A 25,312-nucleotide genomic window follows, 5' to 3' on the forward strand; every position below is an offset into this window, starting at 1 on the left:
GGGAAGAAGAGGCGGGGCGCCCACCGACCGAATGCTTACCGAGAGCCCTGGTCATCCCAATGAAGGGATTACCAGGAGCTCTTGGTCACGCCCGGCAGCTCGCCACGGTGAGCCATCTCACGAAGGCACACGCGGCACAGGCCGAACTTGCGGTAAACGGAGTGCGGACGGCCGCAGCGCTGGCAGCGGGTGTACGCGCGCACACCGAACTTCGGCTTGCGAGCAGCCTTGGCAATCAGAGCCTTCTTCGCCATCTCGCTCACGCCTCCTTGAACGGGAAGCCGAGGTGACGAAGGAGAGCGCGGCCCTCATCGTCGTTGGTCGCCGTGGTGACCACGGTGATGTCCATACCCCGGGTACGGTCGATCTTGTCCTGGTCGATCTCGTGGAACATGACCTGCTCGGTGAGACCGAAGGTGTAGTTGCCCCGACCGTCGAACTGCTTCGGGGACAGACCACGGAAGTCGCGGATGCGCGGCAGCGCGAGCGACAGCAGGCGGTCCAGGAACTCCCACATGCGGTCACCGCGGAGGGTGACGTGGGCACCGATCGGCTGGCCCTCACGCAGCTTGAACTGCGCGATGGACTTACGGGCCTTGGTGACGGCCGGCTTCTGGCCGGTGATCGTGGTGAGGTCGCGGATGGCGCCCTCGATCAGCTTGGAGTCGCGGGCGGCGTCGCCCACACCCATGTTGACCACGATCTTGGTCAGACCGGGGATCTGCATGACGTTCTCGTACGAGAACTCGTCCTTCAGCTTCCCGGCGATCTCTTCGCGGTAGCGCGTCTTCAGACGCGGCGCGTTGGTGGTGGCAGTCATCAGATGTCCTCACCGGTCCGCTTGGCAACGCGGATCTTGTTGCCCTCGTCGTCGAAGCGGTATCCGACGCGGGTAACGACCTTGTTGCCGTCCTTCTCCACAACCAGCTGAACATTGCTGACGTGGACAGGGGCCTCGGTCGTCACGATGCCGCCGGTCTTCGAACCACGAGCGGTCTGGCCGGCCTTGGTGTGCTTCTTGACCCGGTTGACACCCTCGACCAGGACACGGTCCTCGCGGGGGAAGGCCTGGATGACCTTGCCCTGCTTGCCCTTGTCCTTACCGGTGATGACCTGGACCAGGTCGCCCTTCTTGATCTTCATCGGTTACAGCACCTCCGGCGCGAGCGAGATGATCTTCATGAACTTCTTCTCGCGCAGCTCCCGGCCCACGGGGCCGAAGATGCGGGTGCCGCGGGGGTCGCCATCGTTCTTGAGGATGACGGCCGCGTTCTCGTCGAAGCGGATGTACGAGCCGTCCGGACGGCGGCGCTCCTTGACGGTGCGAACGATGACGGCCTTGATGACGTCACCCTTCTTCACGTTGCCACCGGGGATCGCGTCCTTCACGGTGGCGACGATGACGTCACCGATGCCCGCGTAGCGGCGACCGGAACCACCGAGAACACGAATGCAAAGGATTTCCTTCGCACCAGTGTTGTCGGCGACACGCAGTCGCGACTCCTGCTGGATCACGTCTATCTCCTGTTTGTCTGCCGGTTCCCGGCAGGGGCTTTCCTCTGACGAGTGGGCCCCTGCCGAGCCTGGCGGAACTGTTCCTAGGGGGTCCCCCTAGGAGGGATTACTTGGCCTTCTCGAGGATCTCGACGATGCGCCAGCGCTTGGTGGCGGACAGCGGCCGGGTCTCCATCAGGAGGACGCGGTCGCCGACGCCGGCAGCGTTCTGCTCGTCGTGCGCCTTGAGCTTGTTGGTACGGCGGATGACCTTGCCGTACAGCGCGTGCTTGACGCGGTCCTCGACAGCGACGACGACAGTCTTGTCCATCTTGTCGCTGACGACGAGACCCTCACGGGTCTTGCGGAAACCGCGCTCGTTCGTCTCAGTCACATTCTTCTCGCTCATCAGGCGCTCTCCACCGTCTCGATGCCCAGCTCGCGCTCACGCATCAGGGTGTAGATCCGGGCGATGTCCTTACGGACGGACTTGAGCCGACCGTGGTTCTCAAGCTGTCCGGTCGCCGCCTGGAAGCGGAGGTTGAACAGCTCCTCCTTGGCCTCACGAAGCTTTCCGACGAGGTCCTCGTCATTCAGCTCGCGCAGCTCGGTCGCCTTGATACCGGCCGCCATCACGACTCACCTGCCTCGCGCCGCACAATGCGGCACTTCATCGGAAGCTTGTGGGCGGCGCGGGTCAGCGCCTCCTTGGCAACCTTTTCGTTCGGGAAGGACAGCTCGAACATCACCCGACCGGGCTTGACGTTCGCGACCCACCACTCCGGAGAACCCTTACCGGAACCCATGCGGGTTTCGGCCGGCTTCTTCGTGAGCGGGCGGTCCGGGTAAATGTTGATCCAGACCTTGCCGCCACGCTTGATGTGACGGGTCATCGCGATACGAGCGGACTCGATCTGACGGTTCGTCACGTAAGCCGGGGTGACGGCCTGAATGCCGTACTCACCGAAGGCCAGCTCGGTGCCACCCTTGGCCATACCGCTGCGCTTCGGGTGGTGCTGCTTGCGGTGCTTGACCCTGCGAGGGATCAGCATGTCGGTCAGGCCTCCGTTCCGGGGGTCTCCGCCGGAGCAGCGGCAGCGGCCTCGGCCTTGGGGGCCTCGGCAGCGGCGGTCTGCTGCTGCGGCTTGCGGCCACCACGGCCGCCACGCTCGCCACCGCGGCGCGGGCGGTCGTTGCCGCCACCGCGAGCCGGGCGGTTACCCGCACGGGCGGCAGCGTTCTCGGCACGCACCTCGGCGATGTTCTTGACGTCGCCCTTGTAGATCCAGACCTTCACGCCGATACGGCCGAAGGTGGTCTTGGCCTCGAAGAAGCCGTAGTCGACGTTCGCACGGAGCGTGTGCAGGGGCACACGGCCCTCGCGGTAGAACTCCGAGCGGGACATCTCGGCGCCGCCGAGACGGCCACCACACTGGATCTTGATGCCCTTGGCGCCGGCCTTCATCGTCGACTGCATGCTCTTACGCATGGCGCGACGGAAGGAGACGCGGGAGGACAGCTGCTCGGCGACGGCCTGGGCCACGAGCTGAGCATCGGTCTCGGGGTTCTTGACCTCGAGGATGTTCAGCTGGACCTGCTTGCCGGTCAGCTTCTCCAGCTCGCCGCGGATGCGGTCGGCCTCGGCGCCGCGGCGGCCGATGACGATGCCCGGACGAGCGGTGTGGATGTCAACGCGGACGCGCTCACGGGTGCGCTCGATCTCCACCTTGGAGATACCGGCGCGCTCCATGCCCTTCGTCATCATGCGACGAATGGCGACGTCTTCCTTGACGTAGTCCTTGTACAGCTTGTCGGCGTACCACCGGGACTTGAAGTCCGTCGTGATGCCGAGCCGGAACCCGTGCGGGTTTACCTTCTGGCCCATTACCGGGTTCCTTCCTTGCTGCTGACGACCACGGTGATGTGGCTGGTCCGCTTGCGGATCCGGTAGGCACGGCCCTGAGCACGCGGACGGAACCGCTTCAGGGTCGGGCCCTCGTCGACGTACGCCTCGCTGATAACCAGCGTGGAGGCGTCCGTGTGGTCGTAGTTGTGTGCAGCGTTGGCAATGGCGCTGTCCAGCACCTTGCCAACCGGCACGCTCGCGGCCTGCGGGGCGAAACGCAGGACCGCCTGAGCCTCCGTGGCATCCATGCCACGGATAAGGTCCACCACGCGGCGGGCCTTCATGGGCGTGACGCGGATGTACCGCGCCTGGGCCCTGGCTTCCATGGTTGTCCCTTCGGTGTCAGTCATAGTCTTCGCACTCCGCCGATCAACGACGCCGCGACTTGCGGTCGTCCTTCTCGTGGCCGCGGAAGGTGCGGGTCGGCGCAAACTCGCCGAGCTTGTGGCCGACCATCGACTCGGTGACGAACACCGGGACGTGCTTGCGGCCGTCGTGCACCGCGATCGTGTGGCCGAGCATGGCCGGGACGATCATGGAGCGGCGGGACCAGGTCTTGATGACGTTCTTGGTGCCGGCATCGTTCTGAACATCCACCTTCTTGGAAAGGTGGTCGTCGACGAAGGGCCCCTTCTTGAGACTGCGCGGCATCTAAACCCGCTCCTAGCGCTTCTTGTTCGTCTTGCGGCGGCGGACGATGTACTTGTTGCTGGCCTTCTTCGGCGAGCGAGTACGACCCTCCTTCTGACCCCACGGCGAGACCGGGTGGCGACCACCGGAGGTCTTGCCCTCACCACCACCGTGCGGGTGGTCGACGGGGTTCATCACGACACCACGCACGGTCGGGCGGACGCCCTTCCAGCGCATACGGCCGGCCTTGCCCCAGTTGATGTTCGACTGCTCGGCGTTGCCGACCTCGCCCACAGTGGCGCGGCAGCGGACGTCGACCAGGCGGATCTCACCGGACGGCATGCGCAGGTGGGCCATGCGGCCCTCCTTCGCCAGCAGCTGTACGGAGGCACCGGCCGAGCGGGCGAACTTCGCACCGCCGCCCGGACGCAGCTCGATCGCGTGGATCGTCGTACCCACGGGGATGTGGCGCAGCGGCAGGTTGTTGCCCGGCTTGATGTCGGCGCCAGGGCCGTTCTCAATCCGAGCACCCTGGACCAGGCCACGGGGCGCGATGATGTAGCGCTTCTCGCCGTCTGCGTAGTGCAGCAGCGCGATGCGCGCGGTGCGGTTCGGGTCGTACTCGATGTGCGCGACCTTGGCCGGCACGCCGTCCTTGTCGTGACGACGGAAGTCGATCACTCGGTAGGCGCGCTTGTGGCCACCGCCCTGGTGGCGAACGGTCACACGACCGGCGTTGTTACGGCCGCCCTTGCTGTGCAGCGGGCGGACCAGCGACTTCTCCGGCGTGGACCGCGTGATCTCGACAAAGTCGGCGACGCTGGAGCCACGACGGCCCGGGGTCGTCGGCTTGTACTTGCGGATACCCATTTCTCAGTCCTCGTCCGATTCCGGACGACTCGGACTCCGTTAGGAGACCGGGCCGCCGAAGATGTCGATACGGTCGCCCTCGGCGAGGGTCACGATGGCGCGCTTGGTGTCTGCGCGCTTGCCGTAACCGGTGCGGGTGCGCTTGCGCTTGCCCTGCCGGTTGATCGTGTTGACCCCGGTGACCTTGACCGAGAAGACCGCCTCGACGGCCTGCTTGATCTGGGTCTTGTTCGAGCCCGGCGCGACGATGAACGTGTACTTGTTCTCGTCCAGCAGGGCGTAGCTCTTCTCCGAGACAACCGGCTTGACGAGCACGTCGCGCGGGTCCGAGAAGGTCTTGCTGGTGACGACGGCCTCACTCATCAGGCGTCGCTCCCTTCGGTCTCAGCGGCCTTGGGGCCAGACACGAAGGACTCGAAGGCGGCCTTGGTGAAGACCACGTCGTCGGAGACGAGCACGTCGTACGTGTTCAGCTGGCCCGGCTCCAGGATGTGAACCTGGGGCAGGTTGCGGGCGGACAGCCACGCGGCCTCGTCGCTGCGCTCGACGACCAGGAGCACGTTCTTGCGCTCGCTGACCTTGCCGAGAAGAGCCTTGGCGGCCTTGGTGGAGGTCGCACCCTCGACCACGCCGGAAACGACGTGGATGCGCGCGTTGCGGGCCCGGTCGGTGAGGGCACCGCGCAGGGCGGCAACCTTCATCTTCTTGGGCGTCCGCTGCGAGTAGTCACGCGGCTGCGGGCCGTGGACGATGCCACCGCCGGCGAACTGCGGCGCACGGGTCGAACCCTGGCGCGCGCGGCCGGTGCCCTTCTGGCGGTACGGCTTCTTGCCACCGCCGCGGACCTCGCCGCGAGTCTTGGTCTTGTGCGTGCCCTGACGGGCAGCGGCCAGCTGCGCGACAACGACCTGGTGGATCAGCGGAACGCTGACCTTGGCGTCGAAGATCTCCGTGGGGAGCTCGACGCTACCGGCCTTGTCGCCTGCCGGCGAAAGGATGTCAATGGTGCTCATCGGTTACCTCAGGCCCCCTTGGCCGCGGTACGGACCAGGACGAGGCCGCCGTTCGGACCAGGAACTGCGCCCTTGATGAGCAGCAGGCCCTTCTCCGCGTCAACGGCATGGACGGTCAGGTTCTGGGTGGTGACCCGCTCATTGCCCATACGGCCGGCCATCCGCATGCCCTTGAACACGCGGCCCGGGGTGGCGCAGCCACCGATGGAGCCAGGCTTACGGTGCACGCGGTGGGCACCGTGGGAGGCCTTGCCGCCATGGAAGCCGTGACGCTTCATGACACCGGCGAAGCCCTTGCCCTTGCTCTTGCCGGTCACGTCCACCTTGACGCCGGACTCGAAGGTCTCAGCGGTCAGCTCCTGGCCGAGGGTGTACTCACCGGCGTCGGTGGTACGGACCTCGACGAGGTGACGACGGGGGGTGACGTCGGCCTTCGCGAAGTGGCCCTTGAGGGGCTTGTTCACCTTGCGCGGGTCGATCTCGCCGAAGGCGATCTGGACGGAGTCGTAACCGTCCTGGTCATTGGTGCGCACCTGGGTAACGACACAGGGGCCGGCCTTGACCACAGTGACCGGGACGACACGGTTGTTCTCGTCCCAGACCTGGGTCATGCCGAGCTTCTCGCCCAGGATGCCCTTGATCTGCTTAGCCATCTGTTCCGCGCCTCTCAGAGCTTGATCTCGATGTCAACGCCGGCCGGAAGGTCCAGGCGCATCAGCGAGTCAACGGTCTTGGGCGTCGGGTCGAGGATGTCGATCAAGCGCTTGTGCGTGCGCATCTCGAAGTGCTCGCGCGCGTCCTTGTACTTGTGCGGCGACTTGATGACGCAGTACACGTTCTTTTCAGTGGGCAGCGGCACCGGGCCCGCGACCGACGCACCAGTACGGGTCACCGTCTCGACGATCTTCTTCGCCGAAGAGTCGATGACCTCGTGGTCGTAGGCCTTGAGCCGGATGCGGATCTTCTGTCCCGCCATGGCTACTCAGTAGTCCTGTCTCTCGAAACGCTCTGGGACCCGATGCGCTGTGCTCCCTGGGAAACACTGTTCTTCTCCGACCCACGCGGTCGGGCGTGTCGCACCCCTTCCCGTAAATCTCCATAAAGGAGATCCTTCAGAAGGAGTCAGCAGGGGAAGAACACCCACCGGGCGCCTGGTCGAGGCACCCCGCTGACGCTTCCCAGAAGATTCCCGTATTTCCGACCCTGAAAAGGGGCGACGAATACCTGGGACTCGCTTCCAGTCCTCCCGGCGAGAGGCGCGCAGCATCGGCACTCAACCGAGCAACCTGGACAGTGTGCCACACCTGGGACGCGTAAGGCTAATCGGGGCCCAACTGTCAAGGAGCCCCGCCCACCTGACGGCGGACAGGGCTCCTTGTCGTGCTTTCCCGGGGCAAGCGCCCCGGACCCCCGGCCCGAAGGCCGGGAGCTACCGGATCACCGGATCAGCGAAATTACTTCGTGATCTTGGTGACCTGGCCGGCGCCGACGGTCCGGCCACCCTCACGGATGGCGAACTTCAGGCCCTCTTCCATCGCGACGGGCTGGATGAGCTCAACGGTCATCTCAGTGTTGTCGCCCGGCATGACCATCTCGGTGCCCTCGGGGAGGGTCACGACGCCGGTCACGTCCGTGGTACGGAAGTAGAACTGCGGGCGGTAGTTGTTGAAGAACGGGGTGTGACGGCCACCCTCGTCCTTCGACAGGATGTACGCCTGGGCCTCGAAGGAGGTGTGCGGCGTGACCGAGCCCGGCTTGATGATGACCTGGCCGCGCTCGACGTCCTCGCGCTTGATACCGCGAAGCAGCAGACCGACGTTCTCACCGGCCTGGCCCTCGTCGAGGAGCTTCCGGAACATCTCGATGCCGGTGACCGTGGTGGTGGTCTTCTCGGTCTTGATGCCGATGATGTCGACGGTCTCGTTGACCTTGAGGACACCACGCTCGATACGACCGGTGACAACGGTGCCACGGCCGGTGATCGTGAAGACGTCCTCGATCGGCATCAGGAACGGCTTGTCGACGTCGCGCTCGGGCTGCGGGATCGACTCGTCGACGGCGGCCATGAGCTTGAGGACGGAGTCGCCCCACTCCTTGTCGCCCTCGAGCGCCTTGAGCGCCGAGACCTTGACGACCGGAACGTCGTCGCCGGGGAACTCGTACTCGGAGAGGAGCTCACGGACCTCGAGCTCAACGAGCTCCAGGATCTCCTCGTCGTCCACCATGTCGGCCTTGTTCAGGGCGACAACGATGTACGGAACGCCGACCTGGCGGGCCAGGAGCACGTGCTCCTTGGTCTGCGGCATCGGGCCGTCGGTGGCGGCGACAACGAGGATGGCGCCGTCCATCTGCGCCGCACCCGTGATCATGTTCTTGATGTAGTCCGCGTGACCGGGGCAGTCGACGTGGGCGTAGTGACGGTTCTCCGTCTGGTACTCGACGTGCGCGATCGAGATCGTGATACCGCGCTGGCGCTCCTCAGGAGCCTTGTCGATCTGGTCGAAGGCCGAGGCCTCGTTCAGGTCCGGGTACGCGTCGTGCAGCACCTTGGTAATGGCGGCCGTGAGGGTCGTCTTACCGTGGTCAATGTGACCGATGGTGCCGATGTTGACGTGCGGCTTAGTCCGCTCGAACTTCGCCTTCGCCACTGGTTCCTCCTGGAGTGGTTCTGTACGCCTTACTCATCGGCGCCAGGTGATCTTTGCTGGGATGCCGGCTGACGGGGCAATCCTCGCGGGTTGCGGGGATTACCCCCTCAGACGGTGTCAAGCCTAAAGCGTGTTCCGGCTCTCGGGAGACGGACCTATTCGCCCTTGGCCTTCGCGATGATCTCCTCGGCGACGTTCCGGGGAACCTCGGCGTAGGAGTCGAACTGCATCGAGTAGCTTGCGCGACCCGACGTCTTGCTGCGGAGGTCTCCGACGTAGCCGAACATCTCCGACAGGGGGACCAGGCCCGTGACGAGCTTGGCGCCGCTGCGCTCTTCCATGGACTGGATCTGACCGCGGCGGGAGTTGATGTCGCCGATCACGTCGCCCATGTAGTCCTCGGGCGTGGTGACCTCGACCTTCATCATCGGCTCGAGCAGGGCCGGGGAGGCCTTGCGCGCGGCCTCCTTGAAGGCCATCGAACCGGCGATCTTGAAGGCCATTTCCGACGAGTCGACCTCGTGGAACGCACCGTCGAGCAGGGTGACCTTGACGCCCGTGAGCGGGTAGCCGGCGAGAACACCGAACTCCATGGCCTCCTGGCAGCCCGCGTCCACGGACGGGATGTACTCCCGCGGGATACGGCCACCGGTGACCTTGTTCTCGAACTCGTACCCGTCGCCCTCGAGCGGCGCGATCGCGATCTGCACCTTGGCGAACTGACCGGAACCACCGGTCTGCTTCTTGTGCGTGTAGTCGAGACGCTCGACGGCCTTGCGCAGGGTCTCGCGGTAGGCGACCTGCGGCTTGCCGACGTTGGCCTCGACCCGGAACTCACGCTTCATACGGTCGACCAGCACGTCGAGGTGCAGCTCGCCCATACCCGCGATGATGGTCTGGCCGGTCTCCTCGTCGGTGTGCACCTGGAACGAGGGGTCCTCTTCGGCGAGGCGCTGGATGGCGACACCCAGCTTCTCCTGGTCGCCCTTGGACTTGGGCTCAATGGCGACCTGGATGACCGGGGCCGGGAACTCCATCGACTCCAGGATCACCGGGTTCGACGCGTCGCAGAGGGTCTCACCGGTGGTGGTCTGCTTCAGACCCATGACGGCGACGATGTCACCGGCACCCACCGACTCGATCTCCTCACGCTTGTTCGCGTGCATCCGGTAGATCTTGCCGATGCGCTCCTTCTTGCCCTTCACCGAGTTCTGCACCTGCGAGCCGGCCTCGAGGCGGCCCGAGTAGATGCGGATGAAGGTGAGCTTGCCCAGGTGGGGGTCGCTCGCAATCTTGAACGCCAGAGCGGACAGCGGCTCGTCCGCGGACGGCTGGCGCTTGATGACCTCTTCCGGGTCCTTGACGGAGTGGCCTTCGATGGCCTCGACGTCGAGGGGGGAGGGGAGGTAGCGCACGACCGCGTCGAGCAGGGGCTGCACGCCCTTGTTCTTGAAGGCGGTACCGCAGAACACCGGGGTGACGGTGGTGTTCTCGGCCTTGCCCGAAGCGATGGTGATCCGACGGATCGCGGCGTAGAGCTGCTCCACGGTGGGCTCCTGGCCCTCCAGGTACAGCTCCATGACCTCTTCATCGTTCTCGGCAACGGCCTCGAGCAGCTTGCCGCGCCACTCGTCGGCAGCCTCGATGTGAGTGTCCGGGATGTCGACGGTGTCGTACATCTCGCCCTTGGCGGCCTCGGCCGACCAGACCAGGGCCTTCATGGTGACGAGGTCGACGACACCCTTGAAGTCCGCCTCGGTGCCGATCGGCAGCTGCATCACGATCGGGGTCGCGCCCAGGCGGTCCACGATCATGTCGACGCAGCGGTGGAACTCGGCACCCGTGCGGTCGAGCTTGTTGACGAAGCAGATACGCGGCACGCCGTAGCGGTCCGCCTGACGCCAGACGGTCTCGGACTGGGGCTCGACACCGGCAACGCCGTCGAACACCGTCACCGCACCGTCCAGGACGCGCAGCGAGCGCTCCACCTCGACCGTGAAGTCGACGTGGCCCGGGGTGTCGATGATGTTGATGGTGTTGTCGACGTCTTCCAGCGGCCAGTGGCAGGTCGTCGCGGCAGACGTGATCGTGATGCCGCGCTCCTGCTCCTGCTCCATCCAGTCCATCGTGGCAGCGCCGTCGTGGACCTCACCGATCTTGTACGAAACACCGGTGTAGAACAGGATCCGCTCGGTGGTGGTCGTCTTGCCCGCGTCGATGTGGGCCATGATCCCGATATTGCGGACCTTGGCCAGGTCAAGCGAAGTGGTGGCCATAGTGGCTCAATCTTCTCTCGGTCTCGATGTGGGTTGCGACTACCAGCGGTAGTGCGCGAAGGCCTTGTTGGACTCGGCCATCTTGTGCGTGTCCTCACGCTTCTTGACCGAAGCGCCGAGGCCGTTGGAGGCGTCGAGCAGTTCGTTCATGAGGCGCTCGGTCATGGTCTTCTCACGACGGGCGCGGGAGTAACCCACGAGCCAGCGGAGCGAGAGGGTGCCGGCACGGCCGGGCTTGACCTCGATCGGAACCTGGTAGGTCGCGCCACCGACACGGCGGGACTTGACCTCGAGGGTCGGCTTGATGTTCTCGAGCGCGCGCTTGAGCGTGATGACCGGGTCGTTACCGGTCTTCTCGCGCAGACCCTCCATGGCGCCGTAAACGATGCGCTCGGCGGTGGAGCGCTTTCCGTTCAGCAGCACCTTGTTGATGAGGGAGGTCACCAGAGGAGAACCGTAGACCGGGTCGATGATGACCGGGCGCTTCGGGGCGGGGCCCTTACGAGGCATTCTTACTTCTCCTTCTTGGCGCCGTAGCGGCTGCGAGCCTGCTTGCGGTTCTTGACGCCCTGCGTGTCGAGGGAGCCGCGGATGATCTTGTACCGAACACCCGGCAGGTCCTTCACACGGCCGCCACGCACGAGCACGATCGAGTGCTCCTGGAGGTTGTGGCCCTCACCCGGAATGTAAGCGGTGACCTCGATCCCGCTGGTCAGACGCACACGCGCGACCTTACGCAGGGCCGAGTTCGGCTTCTTCGGGGTGGTCGTGAAAACACGCGTGCAGACGCCACGGCGCTGGGGGGAACCCTCGAGCGCGGGCGTCTTGTTCTTCTCGACCTTGTCCTGCCGGCCCTTTCGGACCAGCTGCTGGATCGTAGGCACCGTTTCTCCGGTTTCTGTGTGCCAGTCTCGGTAAAGCTAACCTGGAACATTCCCCGACCCACGCGGTCGGGTGTGTCGAATACTGCAGTCCGGTCCCTCGCTGGAACGAAGGAGGCGGCAGATTGCGGTGTCAAAACCCGGCTTCCGCGCTGATGGCACTCCGGACGAAGCCCTTCCGCGGCCTTACGGCCCGGCAGGTACTCCAGCGGGAGAGTGCGCGCACGGCAGCCCAGGGACACCCCAGGCACAAGGTCAGAGCGTACCTACCGCATGGGCTGCGGTCAAAACAAATGCACACGCGAAGGACACGCCGGACTCCTCACGGCGTTGCGGTCACCGTAGTGGGATCCACCGCCGTACGGAAGAAGGCACCAGGCCCCGCGCCGGCCCTCCCCCGGCGGCCCCGGGAGCCGCCGCCCGACCGCGGACGGCTCCACCGGACGGCCCCTAGAGGTTGACCGCGGCGGAGAGGATGAAGACCAGGAGGAACAGCGCCCAGCCGCCGATCGCCAGCCAGCCCAGGATCAGCCCCGTCAGCGCCTGGCCGTCACCGCGCTCACCGGACCGCCGGATCTCGGCCCGCGCCTTGTGCCCCAGGATCACCGCCGGAATCGCCGTCAGCCCCCATGTCACCGGCGTCATGATCCCGCAGACCAGCGCGCCCGTCGCCGAGCTGTTCGTCGTCACCGGAACCGGCATCTGCAGGGGCATCGGCATGAACGTCGCCGGCACCATCGGCCGCTGCGGCACGAACTGTGCCTGCGGCACCGGCCCCTGCGGCAGATCGGCTACCAGCATCTGCAGCTCGGCGTGCGTCTGCGCCTTGTAGGCCCGTGTGATCCGCTGCTCGTACTCCGGCTGCTGAAGCCGCCCCTCGGCGAATCCCGCCTTGAGCACATCGACCGTCCGCTCACGGTCGGCGTGCGAGGCACGCATGGCAGGCACCTGATTCGACGGCTGAGCCGGCTGACCACCCTGCCACGGCTGGAATGCCACTTCGCGAACCTCCCCCCGCTCGACAGTTCCCCCATCTTCTCATCACAGACGCAGCAATGGGAGGACAAGTTCCCCTGGGCGGCAACCGACCTGAGGAAACGGCCGGTACAGGGGCCGCGGCAACGCCGCAGGGCGGCCACCCCGTAAGGGATGACCGCCCTGTTGCTGTCGTACGGACCAGGATTACTGGTTGTACGGACCGTAGTCGTAGTCCTCCAGCGGGACCGCCTGGCCGGAGCCGGTGCCGAAGGGCGAGTAGTCGATGTCGTCGTAACCGACGGCCGAGTACATCGCGGCCTTGGCCTCTTCGGTGGGCTCGACCCGGATGTTGCGGTAGCGGGACAGGCCCGTACCGGCCGGGATGAGCTTACCGATGATGACGTTCTCCTTGAGGCCGATGAGCGAGTCGGACTTGGCGTTGATTGCCGCGTCCGTCAGCACTCGGGTCGTCTCCTGGAAGGAGGCGGCCGACAGCCAGGATTCCGTCGCCAGCGAAGCCTTGGTGATACCCATCAGCTGCGGACGGCCGGAGGCCGGGTGGCCACCCTCCGCCACGACGCGACGGTTCTCGCCCTCGAACTTCGTGCGCTCCACCAGCTCGCCCGGCAGCAGCTCCGCGTCGCCGGACTCGATGATCGTCACACGGCGCAGCATCTGCCGGATGATGATCTCGATGTGCTTGTCGTGGATCGCCACGCCCTGGCTGTTGTAGACCTTCTGGACCTCGCCGACCAGGTGGACCTGGACGGCACGCTGGCCGAGGATCCGCAGCACGTCGTGCGGGTTGACGGCACCCACGGTCATCGGCTGGCCGACCGTGACGTGGTCACCCTCGCCGACCAGGAGACGGGCACGCTTGGAGACGCCGTAGGCCATCTCCTCGCTGCCGTCGTCCGGGGTGACGACGACCTTCTTGGTCTTCTCGGTCTCCTCGATCCGGACGCGGCCGGCCGCCTCCGAGATCGGGGCGACACCCTTGGGCGTACGGGCCTCGAAGAGCTCGACGACACGCGGCAGACCCAGGGTGATGTCGTCACCGGCCACACCACCGGTGTGGAAGGTACGCATCGTCAGCTGGGTGCCGGGCTCACCGATGGACTGGGCGGCGATGATGCCGACCGCCTCACCGATGTCGACCAGCTTGCCGGTGGCCAGCGAACGGCCGTAGCAGAAGGCACAGGTGCCGACCGCGGACTCACAGGTCAGGACCGAACGGGTCTTGACCTCCTCGACGCCCGCGTTGACCAGCGCGTCGATGAGCACGTCACCGAGGTCGACGTTCGCCGGGGCGACGACCTTGCCGTCGACGACGACATCCTCGGCGAGCATGCGGGCGTAGACGCTGGACTCGACGTCGTCCGCCTTGCGCAGGACACCGGCGGCGTCCTTCGAGGCGATCCGCAGCTTGAGGCCGCGCTCGGTGCCGCAGTCCTCCTCGCGAATGATGACGTCCTGGGAGACGTCGACCAGACGACGGGTGAGGTAACCGGAGTCGGCGGTACGAAGGGCGGTGTCCGCCAGACCCTTACGGGCACCGTGGGTGGAGATGAAGTACTCCAGCACGGACAGACCCTCGCGGAACGACGCCTTGATCGGACGCGGGATGGTCTCGTTCTTCGCGTTCGACACCAGACCACGCATACCGGCGATCTGCCGCATCTGCATCATGTTTCCTCGGGCACCCGAGTCAACCATCATGAAGATGGGGTTCGTCTTGGGGAAGTTCTCATTCATCGCCTCGGAGACCTCGTTGGTCGCCTTGGTCCAGATGTTGATGAGTTCCTGCGTGCGCTCGTCCTTGGTGATCAGACCGCGCTCGTACTGCTTCTGGACCTTCTCGTCCTGGGCCTCGTAGCCCGCGACGATGGCCTTCTTGGCCTCCGGCACGACGATGTCCGAGACGGCGACGGTGACGCCGGAACGGGTCGCCCAGTGGAAGCCGGCCGCCTTCAGGTTGTCGAGCGTCGCCGCCACGATGACCTTGGGGTAGCGCTCGGCCAGGTCGTTGACGATCGCGGAGAGCTGCTTCTTGCCCACCGAGTAGTCGACGAACGGGTAGTCCTCGGGCAGCAGCTCGTTGAAGAGCGCACGGCCCAGGGTCGTCCGCAGCCGGAAGCTGTCACCCTGCTGCCACTCGGGCTCGCCCTCCTCCGGAACCGGCGGGGTCCAGCCGCGGGGCGGGACGGTGCCGATCGGGAAGCGGATGTCGACCTTCGCCTGGAGCGAGAGCTCCTTGGCGTCGAACGCCATGATCGCCTCGGCGGCCGAGCCGAACGCGCGGCCCTCACCGATGACCTTGCGCTCCTCTTCATCCGTGGTGAGGAAGAAGAGACCGAGCACCATGTCCTGGGTCGGCATGGTGACCGGACGGCCGTCGGCCGGCTTGAGGATGTTGTTCGAGGACAGCATCAGGATGCGGGCCTCGGCCTGGGCCTCCGCGGACAGCGGGAGGTGGACGGCCATCTGGTCACCGTCGAAGTCCGCGTTGAACGCGGTGCAGACGAGCGGGTGAATCTGAATGGCCTTGCCCTCGACCAGCTGCGGCTCGAAGGCCTGGATGCCCAGACGGTGCAGCGTGGGCGCACGGTTCAGCAGCACCGGGTGCTCGGCGATGACCTCTTCGAGCACGTCGTAGACGACCGTGCGGCCGCGCTCGACCATGCGCTTGGCGCTCTTGATGTTCTGCGCGTGGTTGAGGTCCACCAGGCGCTTCATCACGAACGGCTTGAAGAGCTCCAGCGCCATGGCCTTGGGCAGACCACACTGGTGCAGCTTGAGCTGCGGGCCGACGACGATGACGGAACGCGCCGAGTAGTCGACTCGCTTACCGAGCAGGTTCTGACGGAAGCGGCCCTGCTTACCCTTCAGCATGTCGCTGAGGGACTTCAGCGGACGGTTACCGGGACCGGTGACCGGGCGACCACGGCGGCCGTTGTCGAACAGCGCGTCGACGGCCTCCTGGAGCATCCGCTTCTCGTTGTTCACGATGATCTCGGGCGCACCGAGGTCGAGAAGCCGCTTCAGACGGTTGTTGCGGTTGATCACACGGCGGTACAGGTCGTTCAGGTCGGAGGTCGCGAAGCGGCCACCGTCCAGCTGCACCATCGGACGCAGGTCCGGCGGGATCACCGGGATGCAGTCCAGCACCATGCCCTTGGGGCTGTTGCGGGTCTGCAGGAAGGCGGAGACGACCTTGAGGCGCTTGAGCGCACGGGTCTTCTTCTGGCCCTTGCCGGTACGGATGATCTCGCGAAGGCGCTCGGCCTCCTCGTCGAGGTCGAAGGTCTCCAGGCGCTTCTGCAGGGCAGCGGCACCCATGGAGCCGTCGAAGTACGTGCCGAAGCGGTCCCGCAGCTCGCGGTAGAGCAGCTCGTCGCCCTCGAGGTCCTGGACCTTGAGGTTCTTGAAGCGGTTCCAGACCTCGTCGAGACGGTCGATCTCGCGCTGCGCACGGTCGCGCAGCTGCTTCATCTCGCGCTCGGCACCCTCGCGCACCTTGCGGCGCACGTCCGCCTTGGCGCCCTCGGCCTCCAGCTCGGCCAGGTCGGTCTCGAGCTTCTTGGCGCGGGCCTCCAGGTCGGAGTCACGGCGCTGCTCGATGTGCTGACGCTCGACGGAGACGTGCGCCTCCAGCGAGGGCAGGTCGCGCGTACGGCGCTCCTCGTCCACCCACGTGATCATGTAGGCGGCGAAGTAGATGACCTTCTCGAGGTCCTTGGGCGCGAGGTCCAGCAGGTAGCCCAGCCGGCTCGGCACGCCCTTGAAGTACCAGATGTGGGTCACGGGAGCGGCAAGCTCGATGTGGCCCATCCGCTCACGGCGCACCTTGGCGCGAGTGACCTCGACGCCGCAGCGCTCGCAGATGATGCCCTTGAAGCGGACGCGCTTGTACTTACCGCAGTAGCACTCCCAGTCCCGGGTCGGACCGAAGATCTTCTCGCAGAAGAGTCCGTCCTTTTCGGGCTTGAGGGTGCGGTAGTTGATGGTCTCGGGCTTCTTGACCTCGCCGTGGCTCCACTGACGGATGTCGTCAGCGGTGGCCAGACCGATCCGGAGCTCATCGAAGAAGTTGACGTCGAGCACTATGCGTCAATCCCTCTCAGGGTTGTAAGTCTTAGGGGTCTGAAACGGGGGTCCTGGGGCCGGCCGGGGAACCATCACTGGCTCCCCGGCCGAACTCCCGTCAGACCTCTTCGACGCTGCTCGGCTCGCGCCGGGACAGGTCGATGCCGAGCTCCTCCGCAGCGCGGAAGACGTCCTCGTCGGTGTCGCGCATCTCGATGGACATGCCGTCCGAGGACAGCACCTCCACGTTGAGGCACAGGGACTGCATTTCCTTGATGAGCACCTTGAAGGACTCGGGAATGCCGGGCTCGGGGATGTTCTCGCCCTTGACGATGGCCTCGTAGACCTTCACGCGGCCGGTCACGTCGTCGGACTTGATCGTCAGCAGCTCCTGGAGGGCGTATGCGGCGCCGTATGCCTCCAGCGCCCACACCTCCATCTCACCGAACCGCTGGCCACCGAACTGAGCCTTACCACCCAGCGGCTGCTGGGTGATCATCGAGTACGGACCGGTCGAACGCGCGTGGAGCTTGTCGTCGACCAGGTGGTGCAGCTTGAGGATGTACATGTACCCGATCGAGATCGGGTCCGGGAACGGCTCACCGGAGCGGCCGTCGAACAGCCGCGCCTTACCGGAGCCCTTGACCATCCGCTCACCGTCGCGGTTGGGGATCGTCGACTCGAAGAGACCGGAGATCTCGTCCTCGCGCGCACCGTCGAACACCGGGGTGGCGACGTTGGAGCCGGGGGCGACCTCGTCGGCGGAGATCGAGTGGAGACGCTTCTTCCACTCCTCCTCGACACCCTCGACCTTCCAGCCCTGGCTGGCGAGCCAGCCGAGGTGGATCTCCAGGACCTGTCCCGGGTTCATTCGGGACGGGACACCCAGCGGGTTGAGGATGATGTCGACCGGGGTGCCGTCCTCGAGGAACGGCATGTCCTCGACCGGCAGGATCTTCGAGATGACGCCCTTGTTGCCGTGACGGCCGGCGAGCTTGTCACCGTCGGTGATCTTGCGCTTCTGGGCGACGTAGACGCGGACCAGCTGGTTCACGCCCGGGGGCAGCTCGTCGCCCTCTTCGCGGTCGAAGACGCGGACGCCGATGACCTTGCCGATCTCACCGTGCGGCACCTTCAGCGAGGTGTCGCGCACCTCGCGCGCCTTCTCACCGAAGATCGCGCGGAGCAGGCGCTCCTCGGGGGTCAGCTCGGTCTCACCCTTGGGCGTGACCTTGCCGACGAGGATGTCGCCGGCGACGACCTCGGCACCGATACGGATGATGCCGCGCTCGTCGAGGTCGGAGAGGACCTCTTCGGAGACGTTCGGGATGTCCCGGGTGATCTCCTCGGGGCCCAGCTTGGTGTCACGGGCGTCGACCTCGTGCTCCTCGATGTGGATCGAGGAGAGGACGTCGTCCTGCACGAGGCGCTGCGACAGGATGATCGCGTCCTCGTAGTTGTGACCCTCCCACGGCATGAACGCCACGAGCAGGTTCTTGCCGAGCGCCATCTCGCCTTCGTCCGTGGACGGACCGTCGGCGAGGACCTGGCCCTCGATGACCCGCGCGCCCTCGTCCACGACGACCTTCTGGTTGAAGGAGGTGCCCTGGTTGGAGCGGGTGAACTTGGCGACGCGGTACGTGGTGTACGTGCCGTCGTCGTTGGCGACGGTGATGTAGTCCGCGGAGACCTCCTGGACCACACCGTCCTTCTCGGCCTTGATGACGTCACCGGCGTCGACCGCGCAGCGGTACTCCATGCCGGTGCCGACCAGCGGCGACTCCGCCTTGATCAGCGGCACGGCCTGGCGCATCATGTTCGATCCCATGAGCGCGCGGTTGGCGTCGTCGTGCTCGAGGAACGGAATCATGGCGGTCGCGGCCGACACCATCTGGCGCGGCGAGACGTCCATGAAGTCCACCTCGTCGGCGGGGACGAGGTCGACCTCGCCGCCACGACGGCGGACCAGGACACGCTGCTCGGAGAACCGCATGTCCTCGGAGAGCTTCGCGTTGGCCTGGGCGATCAGGAAGCGGTCCTCCTCATCAGCGGTGAGGTAGTCCACCTCCTCCGTGACCTGGCCGTCGACGACCTTGCGGTACGGCGTCTCGATGAAGCCGAAGACGTTGACCCGGCCGTAAGAGGCCAGCGAACCGATCAGACCGATGTTGGGACCTTCAGGGGTCTCAATCGGGCACATGCGGCCGTAGTGCGAGGGGTGCACGTCACGGACGTCCAGGCCGGCCCGCTCACGGGAGAGACCACCCGGGCCCAGCGCCGACAGACGGCGCTTGTGGGTCAGACCCGACAGCGGGTTGGTCTGGTCCATGAACTGGGACAGCTGGCTGGTGCCGAAGAACTCCTTGATGGAGGCGACGACCGGCCGGATGTTGATCAGGGTCTGCGGCGTGATCGCCTCGACGTCCTGGGTCGTCATGCGCTCACGCACGACGCGCTCCATACGAGCCAGACCCGTGCGGACCTGGTTCTGGATGAGCTCGCCGACGTTGCGCAGACGACGGTTGCCGAAGTGGTCGATGTCGTCGGTCTCGACAACGATCGAACGGCCCGACTCGCCCATCGTCTCGGTCTCGCCCGCGTGCAGCTTGACCAGGTACTTGATCGTCGCGATGACGTCATCGGTGGTCAGCACACCGGCGTCGAGCGGCTCGTCGCCACCGAGCTTCTTGTTGACCTTGTAGCGGCCGACCTTCGCGAGGTCGTAGCGCTTGGGGTTGAAGTACAGGTTCTCCAGCAGCGTCTGCGCGGCCTCGCGGGTCGGCGGCTCGCCGGGACGCAGCTTGCGGTAGATGTCGAGCAGCGCGTCGTCCTGGCCCTGGGTGTGGTCCTTCTCCAGGGTGGCGCGCATGGACTCGTACTCGCCGAACTCCTCGAGGATCTGCTCGGTGGTCCACCCGAGCGCCTTGAGCAGGACGGTGACGGACTGCTTGCGCTTACGGTCGATGCGCACACCGACCATGTCGCGCTTGTCGATCTCCATCTCCAGCCAGGCACCCCGGGACGGGATGATCTTGGCGGAGAAGATGTCCTTGTCGGACGTCTTGTCGATGGAGCTGTCGAAGTACACGCCCGGCGAGCGCACCAGCTGCGAGACGACGACACGCTCGGTGCCGTTGATGCAGAAGGTGCCCTTGTTCGTCATGAGCGGGAAGTCGCCCATGAAGACCGTCTGGGACTTGATCTCGCCGGTCTCGTTGTTGGTGAACTCGGCGGTGACGAAGAGCGGAGCCGCGTACGTGAAGTCGCGCTCCTTGCACTCGTCGATGGAGTTCTTCGGGGGCTCGAAGCGGTGGTCGCGGAACGTCAGCGACATCGACCCGGAGAAGTCCTCGATCGGGGAGATCTCTTCGAAGATCTCCTCAAGACCGGACTTGGTGGGGACTTCCTGCCCACTCTCCAGCGCAGCCTCGACGCGACCCTTCCATGCGGCATTGCCGAGCAGCCAGTCGAAGCTTTCGGTCTGCAGCGCAAGGAGGTTCGGAACCCCGAGGGGCTCCTTGATCTTCGCAAAAGAGATGCGCAGCGGGGCGGTGCTGTCGCCGTTGTTCGTATTGGCAGTCGAGGCGTTGCGCGAGGCGGCCAAGAGGGGGTCCTTCCGAGGGCTCGGACTCACTACGCGCGTACCGGTCCCGAATCGAGCAGACTGAGGAAAAGCCCAGATCAGGGCGGTTCATTCAGGTTTGCTCGGGCTCGGGTATGCCCCTGGTGACGGGCAGGGAGCAGCTAACAGGCAGCGCAAAGGGTCAGTGTAGCCACTTGGCACACTGATGTCCAGAGCGAGATTCCGGAGACCGGTTCAGCACCGTGATACCGATCTTCTCCCTCCGGGAGGTCATGCCCTCCGCACCGGAGGAAGCCCTCATTTGTTCGTCTCAATGCCCTGCGCCTGCCGAAAGCCCTGCGCCAGTGGCGCACACCGATGCTTCCCTCTTCGTCCGCGATCCATGCCTCGAACCCTGGATCGCTTCTGCGTCGCGTCCCGAGAATTGCGCGCCGCGTCCGGTTCGTCAAGGCCCCCCACCTCGGCGAGATCGTCACATGGGGGCACGTCCGGGCAACGATGATCACCATACTCGCACGCAGGCGCGAGACAACGCAGCCGTGGCGAGCACGCCGAAGGGCGACCACCCGCATGGGTGATCGCCCTTGGCTGGTGTCCGAAGCGCCTCAGGCGCCGTGGACGGGAGTCAGAGACTCCGTGGGGTCACTTGACCTCGACGGAGGCGCCGGCGCCCTTGAGGGACTCGGCGGCCTTCTCGGCGGCGTCCTTGGCGACCTTCTCGAGGACGGGCTTCGGGGTGCCGTCGACGAGGTCCTTGGCCTCCTTCAGGCCCAGGGAGGTCAGCTCACGCACGACCTTGATGACCTGGATCTTCTTGTCGCCCGCACCGGTGAGGATGACGTCGAACTCGTCCTGCTCCTCGACCTCGGCGGCCGGGGCACCCGGGACGCCGGCGGCGGCAACGGCGACCGGGGCGGCAGCCTCGACGTCGAACTTCTCCTCGAAGAGCTTCACGAACTCAGAGAGCTCGATGAGGGTCATCTCCTCGAACTGCGCGAGCAGGTCTTCCTGGCTGAGCTTCGCCATGGTGGCGGTCCTTCCACTAATTCGGCTGGTGCCGGATGTACATGTCTGGCGGGCGTACTACGGGCCCGCTGGGCGTCCGAGTGGTTACTCGGCAGCCTCGGCGGGAGCCGGCGTACCGGCACCGCCCTGCTCGACCTTGCTGCGAAGCGCGTCCGCGGTGCGGGCGAACTTCGTGAGCGGGGCCTGGAAGGTCGCCGCGGCCTTGGCCATGGACGCCTTCATGCCACCCGCCAGCTTGGCGAGCAGAACCTCACGGGACTCGAGGTCCGCAAGCTTCTTGATCTCGTCGGCGGACAGCGCCTTACCTTCAAGGACACCGCCCTTGATGACGAGAGAGGGGTTTTCCTTGGCGAAGTCACGCAGACCCTTCGCCGCCGTGACCGGGTCACCGGTCACGAAAGCAACAGCGGTCGAGCCCTTGAGGTGCTCGTCCAGCTGAATCCCGGCCTCCTGGGCCGCGATCTTGGTCAGCGTGTTCTTCACCACACGGTACTGAGCGTTCTCGCCGAGAGAACGACGCAGCTCCTTGAGCTGCGCCACAGTCAGTCCGGTGTAAGAAGTCACAACAGCTGCGTTGGAGTCACGGAGCTTAGAAGTGATCTCCTCAACGGCTGCGATCTTGTCAGACGTCGCCATGAGCCTCGGCCTCCTTCCGGGTGATGAGGACCGCGCAGAAGGGGCTGGGCAAAACAAACGCCCCGGCGCAGGCGCACGGGGCGTACTCGACCAAGGCAGAAATCTGCCTGGGAGTTCATCCATACACACCTGCGCAGGCCGTCCGCAGCTAGCGGATCCTTCGGCCACTGCACACCCGGGATCGGGCGCACAGAGACAACCAGCGGTCTTTGGCTTCCGCATACGGTACGGGAGAGCCCTGCGTCAGGCAAATCGACCGAGAGGGGGGCACCGGCCGCGCTCCCGGCCACTGGAGCGCGTCCTCCGCCCCGCTCCTCACCCAGGGGCCGGCGCGGCCGCTAAGAGCGGCACAGCATGCGTCAGGCCCCGCCCTCCTCACAGGAGAGCGGGGCCTGACGACAGTGGTCACACGCTACGAGGCGCCGATCGGGAAGATCAGACGGCCTCGTCCTCGACGAGGAGGTTGCGGGTGCGGTTGGAGTCCAGCGGGATGCCAGGGCCCATCGTGGTGCTGATGGTGGCCTTCTTGATGTAGCGGCCCTTGGCGGCGGACGGCTTGAGGCGGTTGATCTCCTCGAGCGCCGCGGCGTAGTTCTCCACCAGCTTGGTCTCGTCGAAGGAGACCTTGCCGATGATGAAGTGGAGGTTCGCGTGCTTGTCCACGCGGAACTCGATCTTGCCGCCCTTGATGTCGGTGACAGCCTTGGCGACATCGGGGGTGACGGTGCCGGTCTTCGGGTTCGGCATCAGACCACGGGGACCGAGCACCCGGCCGAGACGGCCGACCTTGCCCATGAGGTCCGGGGTGGCGACGACGGCGTCGAAGTCCAGACGGCCCTTGGCGACCTCGTCGATCAGTTCGTCCGAGCCGACGATGTCGGCGCCGGCGGCTTCCGCGGCCGCAGCACGGTCACCGGTCGCGAAGACCAGGACCCGGGCGGTCTTACCGGTGCCGTGCGGGAGGTTCACGGTGCCACGGACCATCTGGTCGGCCTTGCGCGGGTCGACACCCAGGCGCATGGCAACCTCGACGGTCGCGTCGAACTTGGTCGGGGAGGTGTCCTTGGCGAGACGGACGGCCTCGAGGGGGGCGTACAGACGCTCCCGGTCGATCTTCGCGTCCGCGGTGCGAAGAGTCTTGCTGCGCTTCACTTCTGCTCCTGATGCAGTGGGGTGGAGTCGTGGTGCGGACCAGCGCCTGGTCCTGCCACGGGTGGTGCCTGAAGGGCTGGGATCAGCCCTCGACCGTGATGCCCATGGAACGGGCGGTGCCGGCGATGATCTTCGACGCGGCGTCCAGGTCGTTGGCGTTCAGGTCGGGCATCTTGGTGGTGGCGATCTCGCGGACCTGCGCCTCGGTGATCTTGGCGACCTTGGTCTTGTGCGGCTCGCCGGAGCCCTTCTCCACGCCCGCGGCCTTCAGGATGAGCTTCGCGGCCGGCGGGGTCTTGGTGATGAAGGTGAAGGAACGGTCTTCGTAGACCGTGATCTCCACCGGCACGACCATGCCACGCTGCGACTCGGTCGCGGCGTTGTAGGCCTTGCAGAACTCCATGATGTTGACGCCGTGCTGGCCCAGCGCGGGGCCGACCGGCGGGGCCGGGTTTGCGGCGCCGGCGCTGATCTGGAGCTTGATAAGCCCCGTGACCTTCTTCTTCTTGGGAGGCATGCTCTCTCCGGGTCCTAGTGAGAGGTGTTTCGCCGATCCACCCGGTCATCCGGATGGAGGCATACCGCACAACGATAACGGGTATAGTCGCGCGGCCAAAAACCGAGCAGGTCAGACCGGCTGTGAGCCCGTCTGACCTGGTCGATTTGGCTGGTGTTCCGGAAGAACCTAGTTCTTCTGGATCTGGTCGAAGCTCAGCTCGACCGGGGTCTCGCGGCCGAAGATCTCGACGAGGCCCTTGACCTTCTTCGAGTCGGCGTTGATCTCGTTGATCGTCGCCTGGAGCGTCGCGAACGGGCCGTCGGTGACGGTGACGGAGTCGCCCACCTCGAAGTCCAGCACCTGGACCTCGACCTTGCGGGACGGCGCCGGCTTGCCCTCGGCCGCGGCGGCCTCCTTGGCGGCCTTCTCCTCGGCCTCCGGGGCGAGCATCTTGACGATCTCGTCCAGCGTCAGCGGGTAGGGGTCGTAGGCGTTGCCGACGAAGCCCGTGACGCCCGGGGTGTTGCGGACGACGCCCCAGGACTCGTTCGTCAGGTCCATGCGCACGAGAACGTAGCCCGGGAGCTTGTTCTGGCGGATGGTCTTGCGCTCGCCGTTCTTGATCTGGGCGACCTCTTCCTGCGGCACCTCGGCCTGGAAGATGTAGTCCTCGACGTTCAGCGAAACGGCACGCTGCTCGAGGTTGGTCTTCACGCGGTTCTCGTAACCCGCGTAGGTGTGGATGACGTACCACTCACCGGGGAGGCCGCGGAGTTCGTCGCGGAGGGCGGCCACCGGGTCGACCGGCTCCTCTTCCTCTGCGGCTTCAGCGACGTCCTCGTCCTCGGCCTCGTCCTCGACGTGCACCGCGGCGACCTCGGCGGGCTCACCGGCGGCGGCTTCCTCGGCGTCCAGCTCGTCGATCTCGTCGGCGGCCTGGACGATCTCGAGTTCGGTGTCGTCGCCCTGGACCTCGGCCGAGGCAGCCGCGTCCACGTCGGCCGCTGCCGTCTCGGCGGAGTCGGCGGCGTCGTTCAGGTTCGGGTCAGACACGGTGGCTGCTTCTTCCTGGCTTCAAGGGGTTGAACATGCGAAACGGGCGCCCGCTGAGGCGCCCTCCGCGGGATCAGCCGAAGACGTACCCGACGACTCGGTTGATTCCCAAGTCAATCACGGTTACGAGACCGATGATGATGACAACGAAGACGATCACCACGCTGGTGTACGTCGACAACTGGCTGCGCGAGGGCCAGACGACCTTGCGGAGTTCCGCCACGACCTGGCGGTAGAAGAGCGCGAGGCGCGCGAAGGGGCCCTTCTTGCCGCGCTTGCCGCCGCGACGGGGCTTCTTCTGGGAGTCCGCGGCTTCATCCTCGGAACGACCGCGCTCAGGCATGTCGATGGAGCCCAGGGCGTCCGTCACTCGTCCTCACCTGAATCCGGGTCGTGGCCGTGCCGCGCCCGGTTGAGCCGCACGGCGGTGCATTTCATACGTACGCGTGCACGCACTGTGGTGACGAAGTGCGTGTAGCAGGGCCGGAGGGACTTGAACCCCCAACCGCTGGTTTTGGAGACCAGTGCTCTACCAATTGAGCTACGACCCTTTGTGGTTCCCCCAACCTACCGCATGCGGC

The 25,312-nt window shown here is 65.8% G+C and carries 28 protein-coding genes and 1 tRNA gene; all 29 read right to left on the bottom strand.

The features are described from left to right. Window positions 1-68: 68 nt before the first annotated feature. The 29 genes from QT196_RS17565 to QT196_RS17705 all read right to left on the bottom strand — a co-directional run bounded on the left by QT196_RS17565 (window position 69) and on the right by QT196_RS17705 (window position 25,282). Window positions 69-254 carry a type Z 30S ribosomal protein S14 gene (locus QT196_RS17565; RefSeq protein WP_003956452.1) on the bottom strand — a complete coding sequence of 62 codons (186 nt, stop codon included), beginning with the start codon at window positions 252-254 and terminating at the stop codon, window positions 69-71. A gap of 5 nt (window positions 255-259) precedes the next feature. Continuing rightward, complete coding sequence (gene rplE / locus QT196_RS17570; RefSeq protein ID WP_016571061.1) at window positions 260-820, bottom strand: 50S ribosomal protein L5; 561 nt, start codon at window positions 818-820, stop codon at window positions 260-262. After that, window positions 820-1,143: a 50S ribosomal protein L24 gene (gene rplX, locus QT196_RS17575; RefSeq protein ID WP_006604883.1), complete on the bottom strand. Its 324-nt coding sequence runs from the start codon at window positions 1,141-1,143 to the stop codon at window positions 820-822. The genes rplE and rplX overlap by 1 nt, the downstream gene beginning before the upstream one ends. Before the next feature lie 3 nt (window positions 1,144-1,146). Next, the gene (gene rplN, locus QT196_RS17580) at window positions 1,147-1,515 is read right to left on the bottom strand and encodes a 50S ribosomal protein L14 (RefSeq protein ID WP_003992364.1); all 369 of its coding nucleotides are present in this window, start codon (window positions 1,513-1,515) and stop codon (window positions 1,147-1,149) included. A gap of 106 nt (window positions 1,516-1,621) precedes the next feature. Then, on the bottom strand, window positions 1,622-1,903 hold the full coding sequence (gene rpsQ, locus QT196_RS17585) for a 30S ribosomal protein S17 (RefSeq protein WP_006604882.1): 282 nt from the start codon (window positions 1,901-1,903) through the stop codon (window positions 1,622-1,624). Then, window positions 1,903-2,127 carry a 50S ribosomal protein L29 gene (gene rpmC / locus QT196_RS17590; RefSeq protein WP_030074787.1) on the bottom strand — a complete coding sequence of 75 codons (225 nt, stop codon included), beginning with the start codon at window positions 2,125-2,127 and terminating at the stop codon, window positions 1,903-1,905. Before rpmC ends, rpsQ begins: the two co-directional genes overlap by 1 nt. Then, complete coding sequence (gene rplP / locus QT196_RS17595) at window positions 2,127-2,546, bottom strand: 50S ribosomal protein L16 (protein WP_006604880.1); 420 nt, start codon at window positions 2,544-2,546, stop codon at window positions 2,127-2,129. The genes rpmC and rplP overlap by 1 nt, the downstream gene beginning before the upstream one ends. A 5-nt stretch (window positions 2,547-2,551) precedes the next feature. Beyond that, window positions 2,552-3,379 (bottom strand): 30S ribosomal protein S3, encoded by an 828-nt coding sequence (gene rpsC, locus QT196_RS17600; RefSeq protein WP_030986147.1) that lies wholly within the window; start codon window positions 3,377-3,379, stop codon window positions 2,552-2,554. Then, window positions 3,379-3,726 (bottom strand): 50S ribosomal protein L22, encoded by a 348-nt coding sequence (rplV, locus tag QT196_RS17605; protein WP_009997296.1) that lies wholly within the window; start codon window positions 3,724-3,726, stop codon window positions 3,379-3,381. The genes rpsC and rplV overlap by 1 nt, the downstream gene beginning before the upstream one ends. A 43-nt stretch (window positions 3,727-3,769) precedes the next feature. Next, window positions 3,770-4,051 (bottom strand): 30S ribosomal protein S19, encoded by a 282-nt coding sequence (gene rpsS, locus QT196_RS17610; protein WP_018090899.1) that lies wholly within the window; start codon window positions 4,049-4,051, stop codon window positions 3,770-3,772. 12 nt (window positions 4,052-4,063) lie between these two features. Beyond that, entirely contained in the window at window positions 4,064-4,900 is an 837-nt protein-coding gene (gene rplB / locus QT196_RS17615) for a 50S ribosomal protein L2 (protein ID WP_042155863.1), read from the bottom strand. 39 nt (window positions 4,901-4,939) lie between these two features. Continuing rightward, the gene (rplW, locus tag QT196_RS17620; protein ID WP_085925686.1) at window positions 4,940-5,263 is read right to left on the bottom strand and encodes a 50S ribosomal protein L23; all 324 of its coding nucleotides are present in this window, start codon (window positions 5,261-5,263) and stop codon (window positions 4,940-4,942) included. Next, window positions 5,263-5,913: a 50S ribosomal protein L4 gene (rplD, locus tag QT196_RS17625; RefSeq protein WP_168479940.1), complete on the bottom strand. Its 651-nt coding sequence runs from the start codon at window positions 5,911-5,913 to the stop codon at window positions 5,263-5,265. Before rplD ends, rplW begins: the two co-directional genes overlap by 1 nt. 8 nt (window positions 5,914-5,921) lie before the next feature. Then, window positions 5,922-6,566, bottom strand: a complete 645-nt coding sequence (rplC, locus tag QT196_RS17630) for a 50S ribosomal protein L3 (RefSeq protein ID WP_018090903.1) — start codon at window positions 6,564-6,566, stop codon at window positions 5,922-5,924. 14 nt (window positions 6,567-6,580) lie between these two features. Beyond that, entirely contained in the window at window positions 6,581-6,889 is a 309-nt protein-coding gene (gene rpsJ / locus QT196_RS17635) for a 30S ribosomal protein S10 (RefSeq protein WP_014054162.1), read from the bottom strand. 478 nt (window positions 6,890-7,367) lie between these two features. After that, complete coding sequence (gene tuf, locus QT196_RS17640) at window positions 7,368-8,561, bottom strand: elongation factor Tu (protein WP_006604872.1); 1,194 nt, start codon at window positions 8,559-8,561, stop codon at window positions 7,368-7,370. A 155-nt stretch (window positions 8,562-8,716) separates the two neighbouring features. After that, window positions 8,717-10,837: an elongation factor G gene (gene fusA / locus QT196_RS17645; RefSeq protein ID WP_168479942.1), complete on the bottom strand. Its 2,121-nt coding sequence runs from the start codon at window positions 10,835-10,837 to the stop codon at window positions 8,717-8,719. Window positions 10,838-10,876: 39 nt separating this feature from the next. Next, a complete protein-coding gene (rpsG, locus tag QT196_RS17650; protein WP_168479944.1) occupies window positions 10,877-11,347 on the bottom strand; it encodes a 30S ribosomal protein S7 in 471 nt (156 codons plus the stop codon). 2 nt (window positions 11,348-11,349) lie between these two features. Then, on the bottom strand, window positions 11,350-11,721 hold the full coding sequence (rpsL, locus tag QT196_RS17655) for a 30S ribosomal protein S12 (protein WP_003948652.1): 372 nt from the start codon (window positions 11,719-11,721) through the stop codon (window positions 11,350-11,352). Window positions 11,722-12,168: 447 nt separating this feature from the next. Continuing rightward, window positions 12,169-12,657, bottom strand: coding sequence for a DUF1707 and DUF4190 domain-containing protein (locus QT196_RS17660; protein WP_290355225.1), 489 nt, complete (start codon window positions 12,655-12,657; stop codon window positions 12,169-12,171). A 243-nt stretch (window positions 12,658-12,900) separates the two neighbouring features. Then, on the bottom strand, window positions 12,901-16,800 hold the full coding sequence (locus QT196_RS17665; protein WP_168479948.1) for a DNA-directed RNA polymerase subunit beta': 3,900 nt from the start codon (window positions 16,798-16,800) through the stop codon (window positions 12,901-12,903). A gap of 100 nt (window positions 16,801-16,900) precedes the next feature. Continuing rightward, window positions 16,901-20,386: a DNA-directed RNA polymerase subunit beta gene (rpoB, locus tag QT196_RS17670; protein WP_030074767.1), complete on the bottom strand. Its 3,486-nt coding sequence runs from the start codon at window positions 20,384-20,386 to the stop codon at window positions 16,901-16,903. A gap of 621 nt (window positions 20,387-21,007) precedes the next feature. Then, window positions 21,008-21,391, bottom strand: coding sequence for a 50S ribosomal protein L7/L12 (gene rplL, locus QT196_RS17675; RefSeq protein WP_168479950.1), 384 nt, complete (start codon window positions 21,389-21,391; stop codon window positions 21,008-21,010). Between the two features lie 84 nt (window positions 21,392-21,475). Next, window positions 21,476-22,027, bottom strand: coding sequence for a 50S ribosomal protein L10 (gene rplJ / locus QT196_RS17680; protein ID WP_042155838.1), 552 nt, complete (start codon window positions 22,025-22,027; stop codon window positions 21,476-21,478). A 435-nt stretch (window positions 22,028-22,462) separates the two neighbouring features. Then, window positions 22,463-23,179 (bottom strand): 50S ribosomal protein L1, encoded by a 717-nt coding sequence (gene rplA / locus QT196_RS17685; RefSeq protein ID WP_168479952.1) that lies wholly within the window; start codon window positions 23,177-23,179, stop codon window positions 22,463-22,465. An 82-nt stretch (window positions 23,180-23,261) separates the two neighbouring features. After that, on the bottom strand, window positions 23,262-23,696 hold the full coding sequence (rplK, locus tag QT196_RS17690) for a 50S ribosomal protein L11 (protein WP_127151674.1): 435 nt from the start codon (window positions 23,694-23,696) through the stop codon (window positions 23,262-23,264). A gap of 168 nt (window positions 23,697-23,864) precedes the next feature. Next, entirely contained in the window at window positions 23,865-24,731 is an 867-nt protein-coding gene (nusG, locus tag QT196_RS17695) for a transcription termination/antitermination protein NusG (RefSeq protein WP_168479954.1), read from the bottom strand. Between the two features lie 73 nt (window positions 24,732-24,804). After that, the gene (secE, locus tag QT196_RS17700; protein WP_290355227.1) at window positions 24,805-25,101 is read right to left on the bottom strand and encodes a preprotein translocase subunit SecE; all 297 of its coding nucleotides are present in this window, start codon (window positions 25,099-25,101) and stop codon (window positions 24,805-24,807) included. 108 nt (window positions 25,102-25,209) lie between these two features. After that, window positions 25,210-25,282, bottom strand: a tRNA-Trp gene (locus QT196_RS17705). Window positions 25,283-25,312 lie beyond the last annotated feature (30 nt).

Source organism: Streptomyces sp. P9-2B-2, from assembly GCF_030406865.1.
Classification (GTDB): domain Bacteria; phylum Actinomycetota; class Actinomycetes; order Streptomycetales; family Streptomycetaceae; genus Streptomyces; species Streptomyces platensis.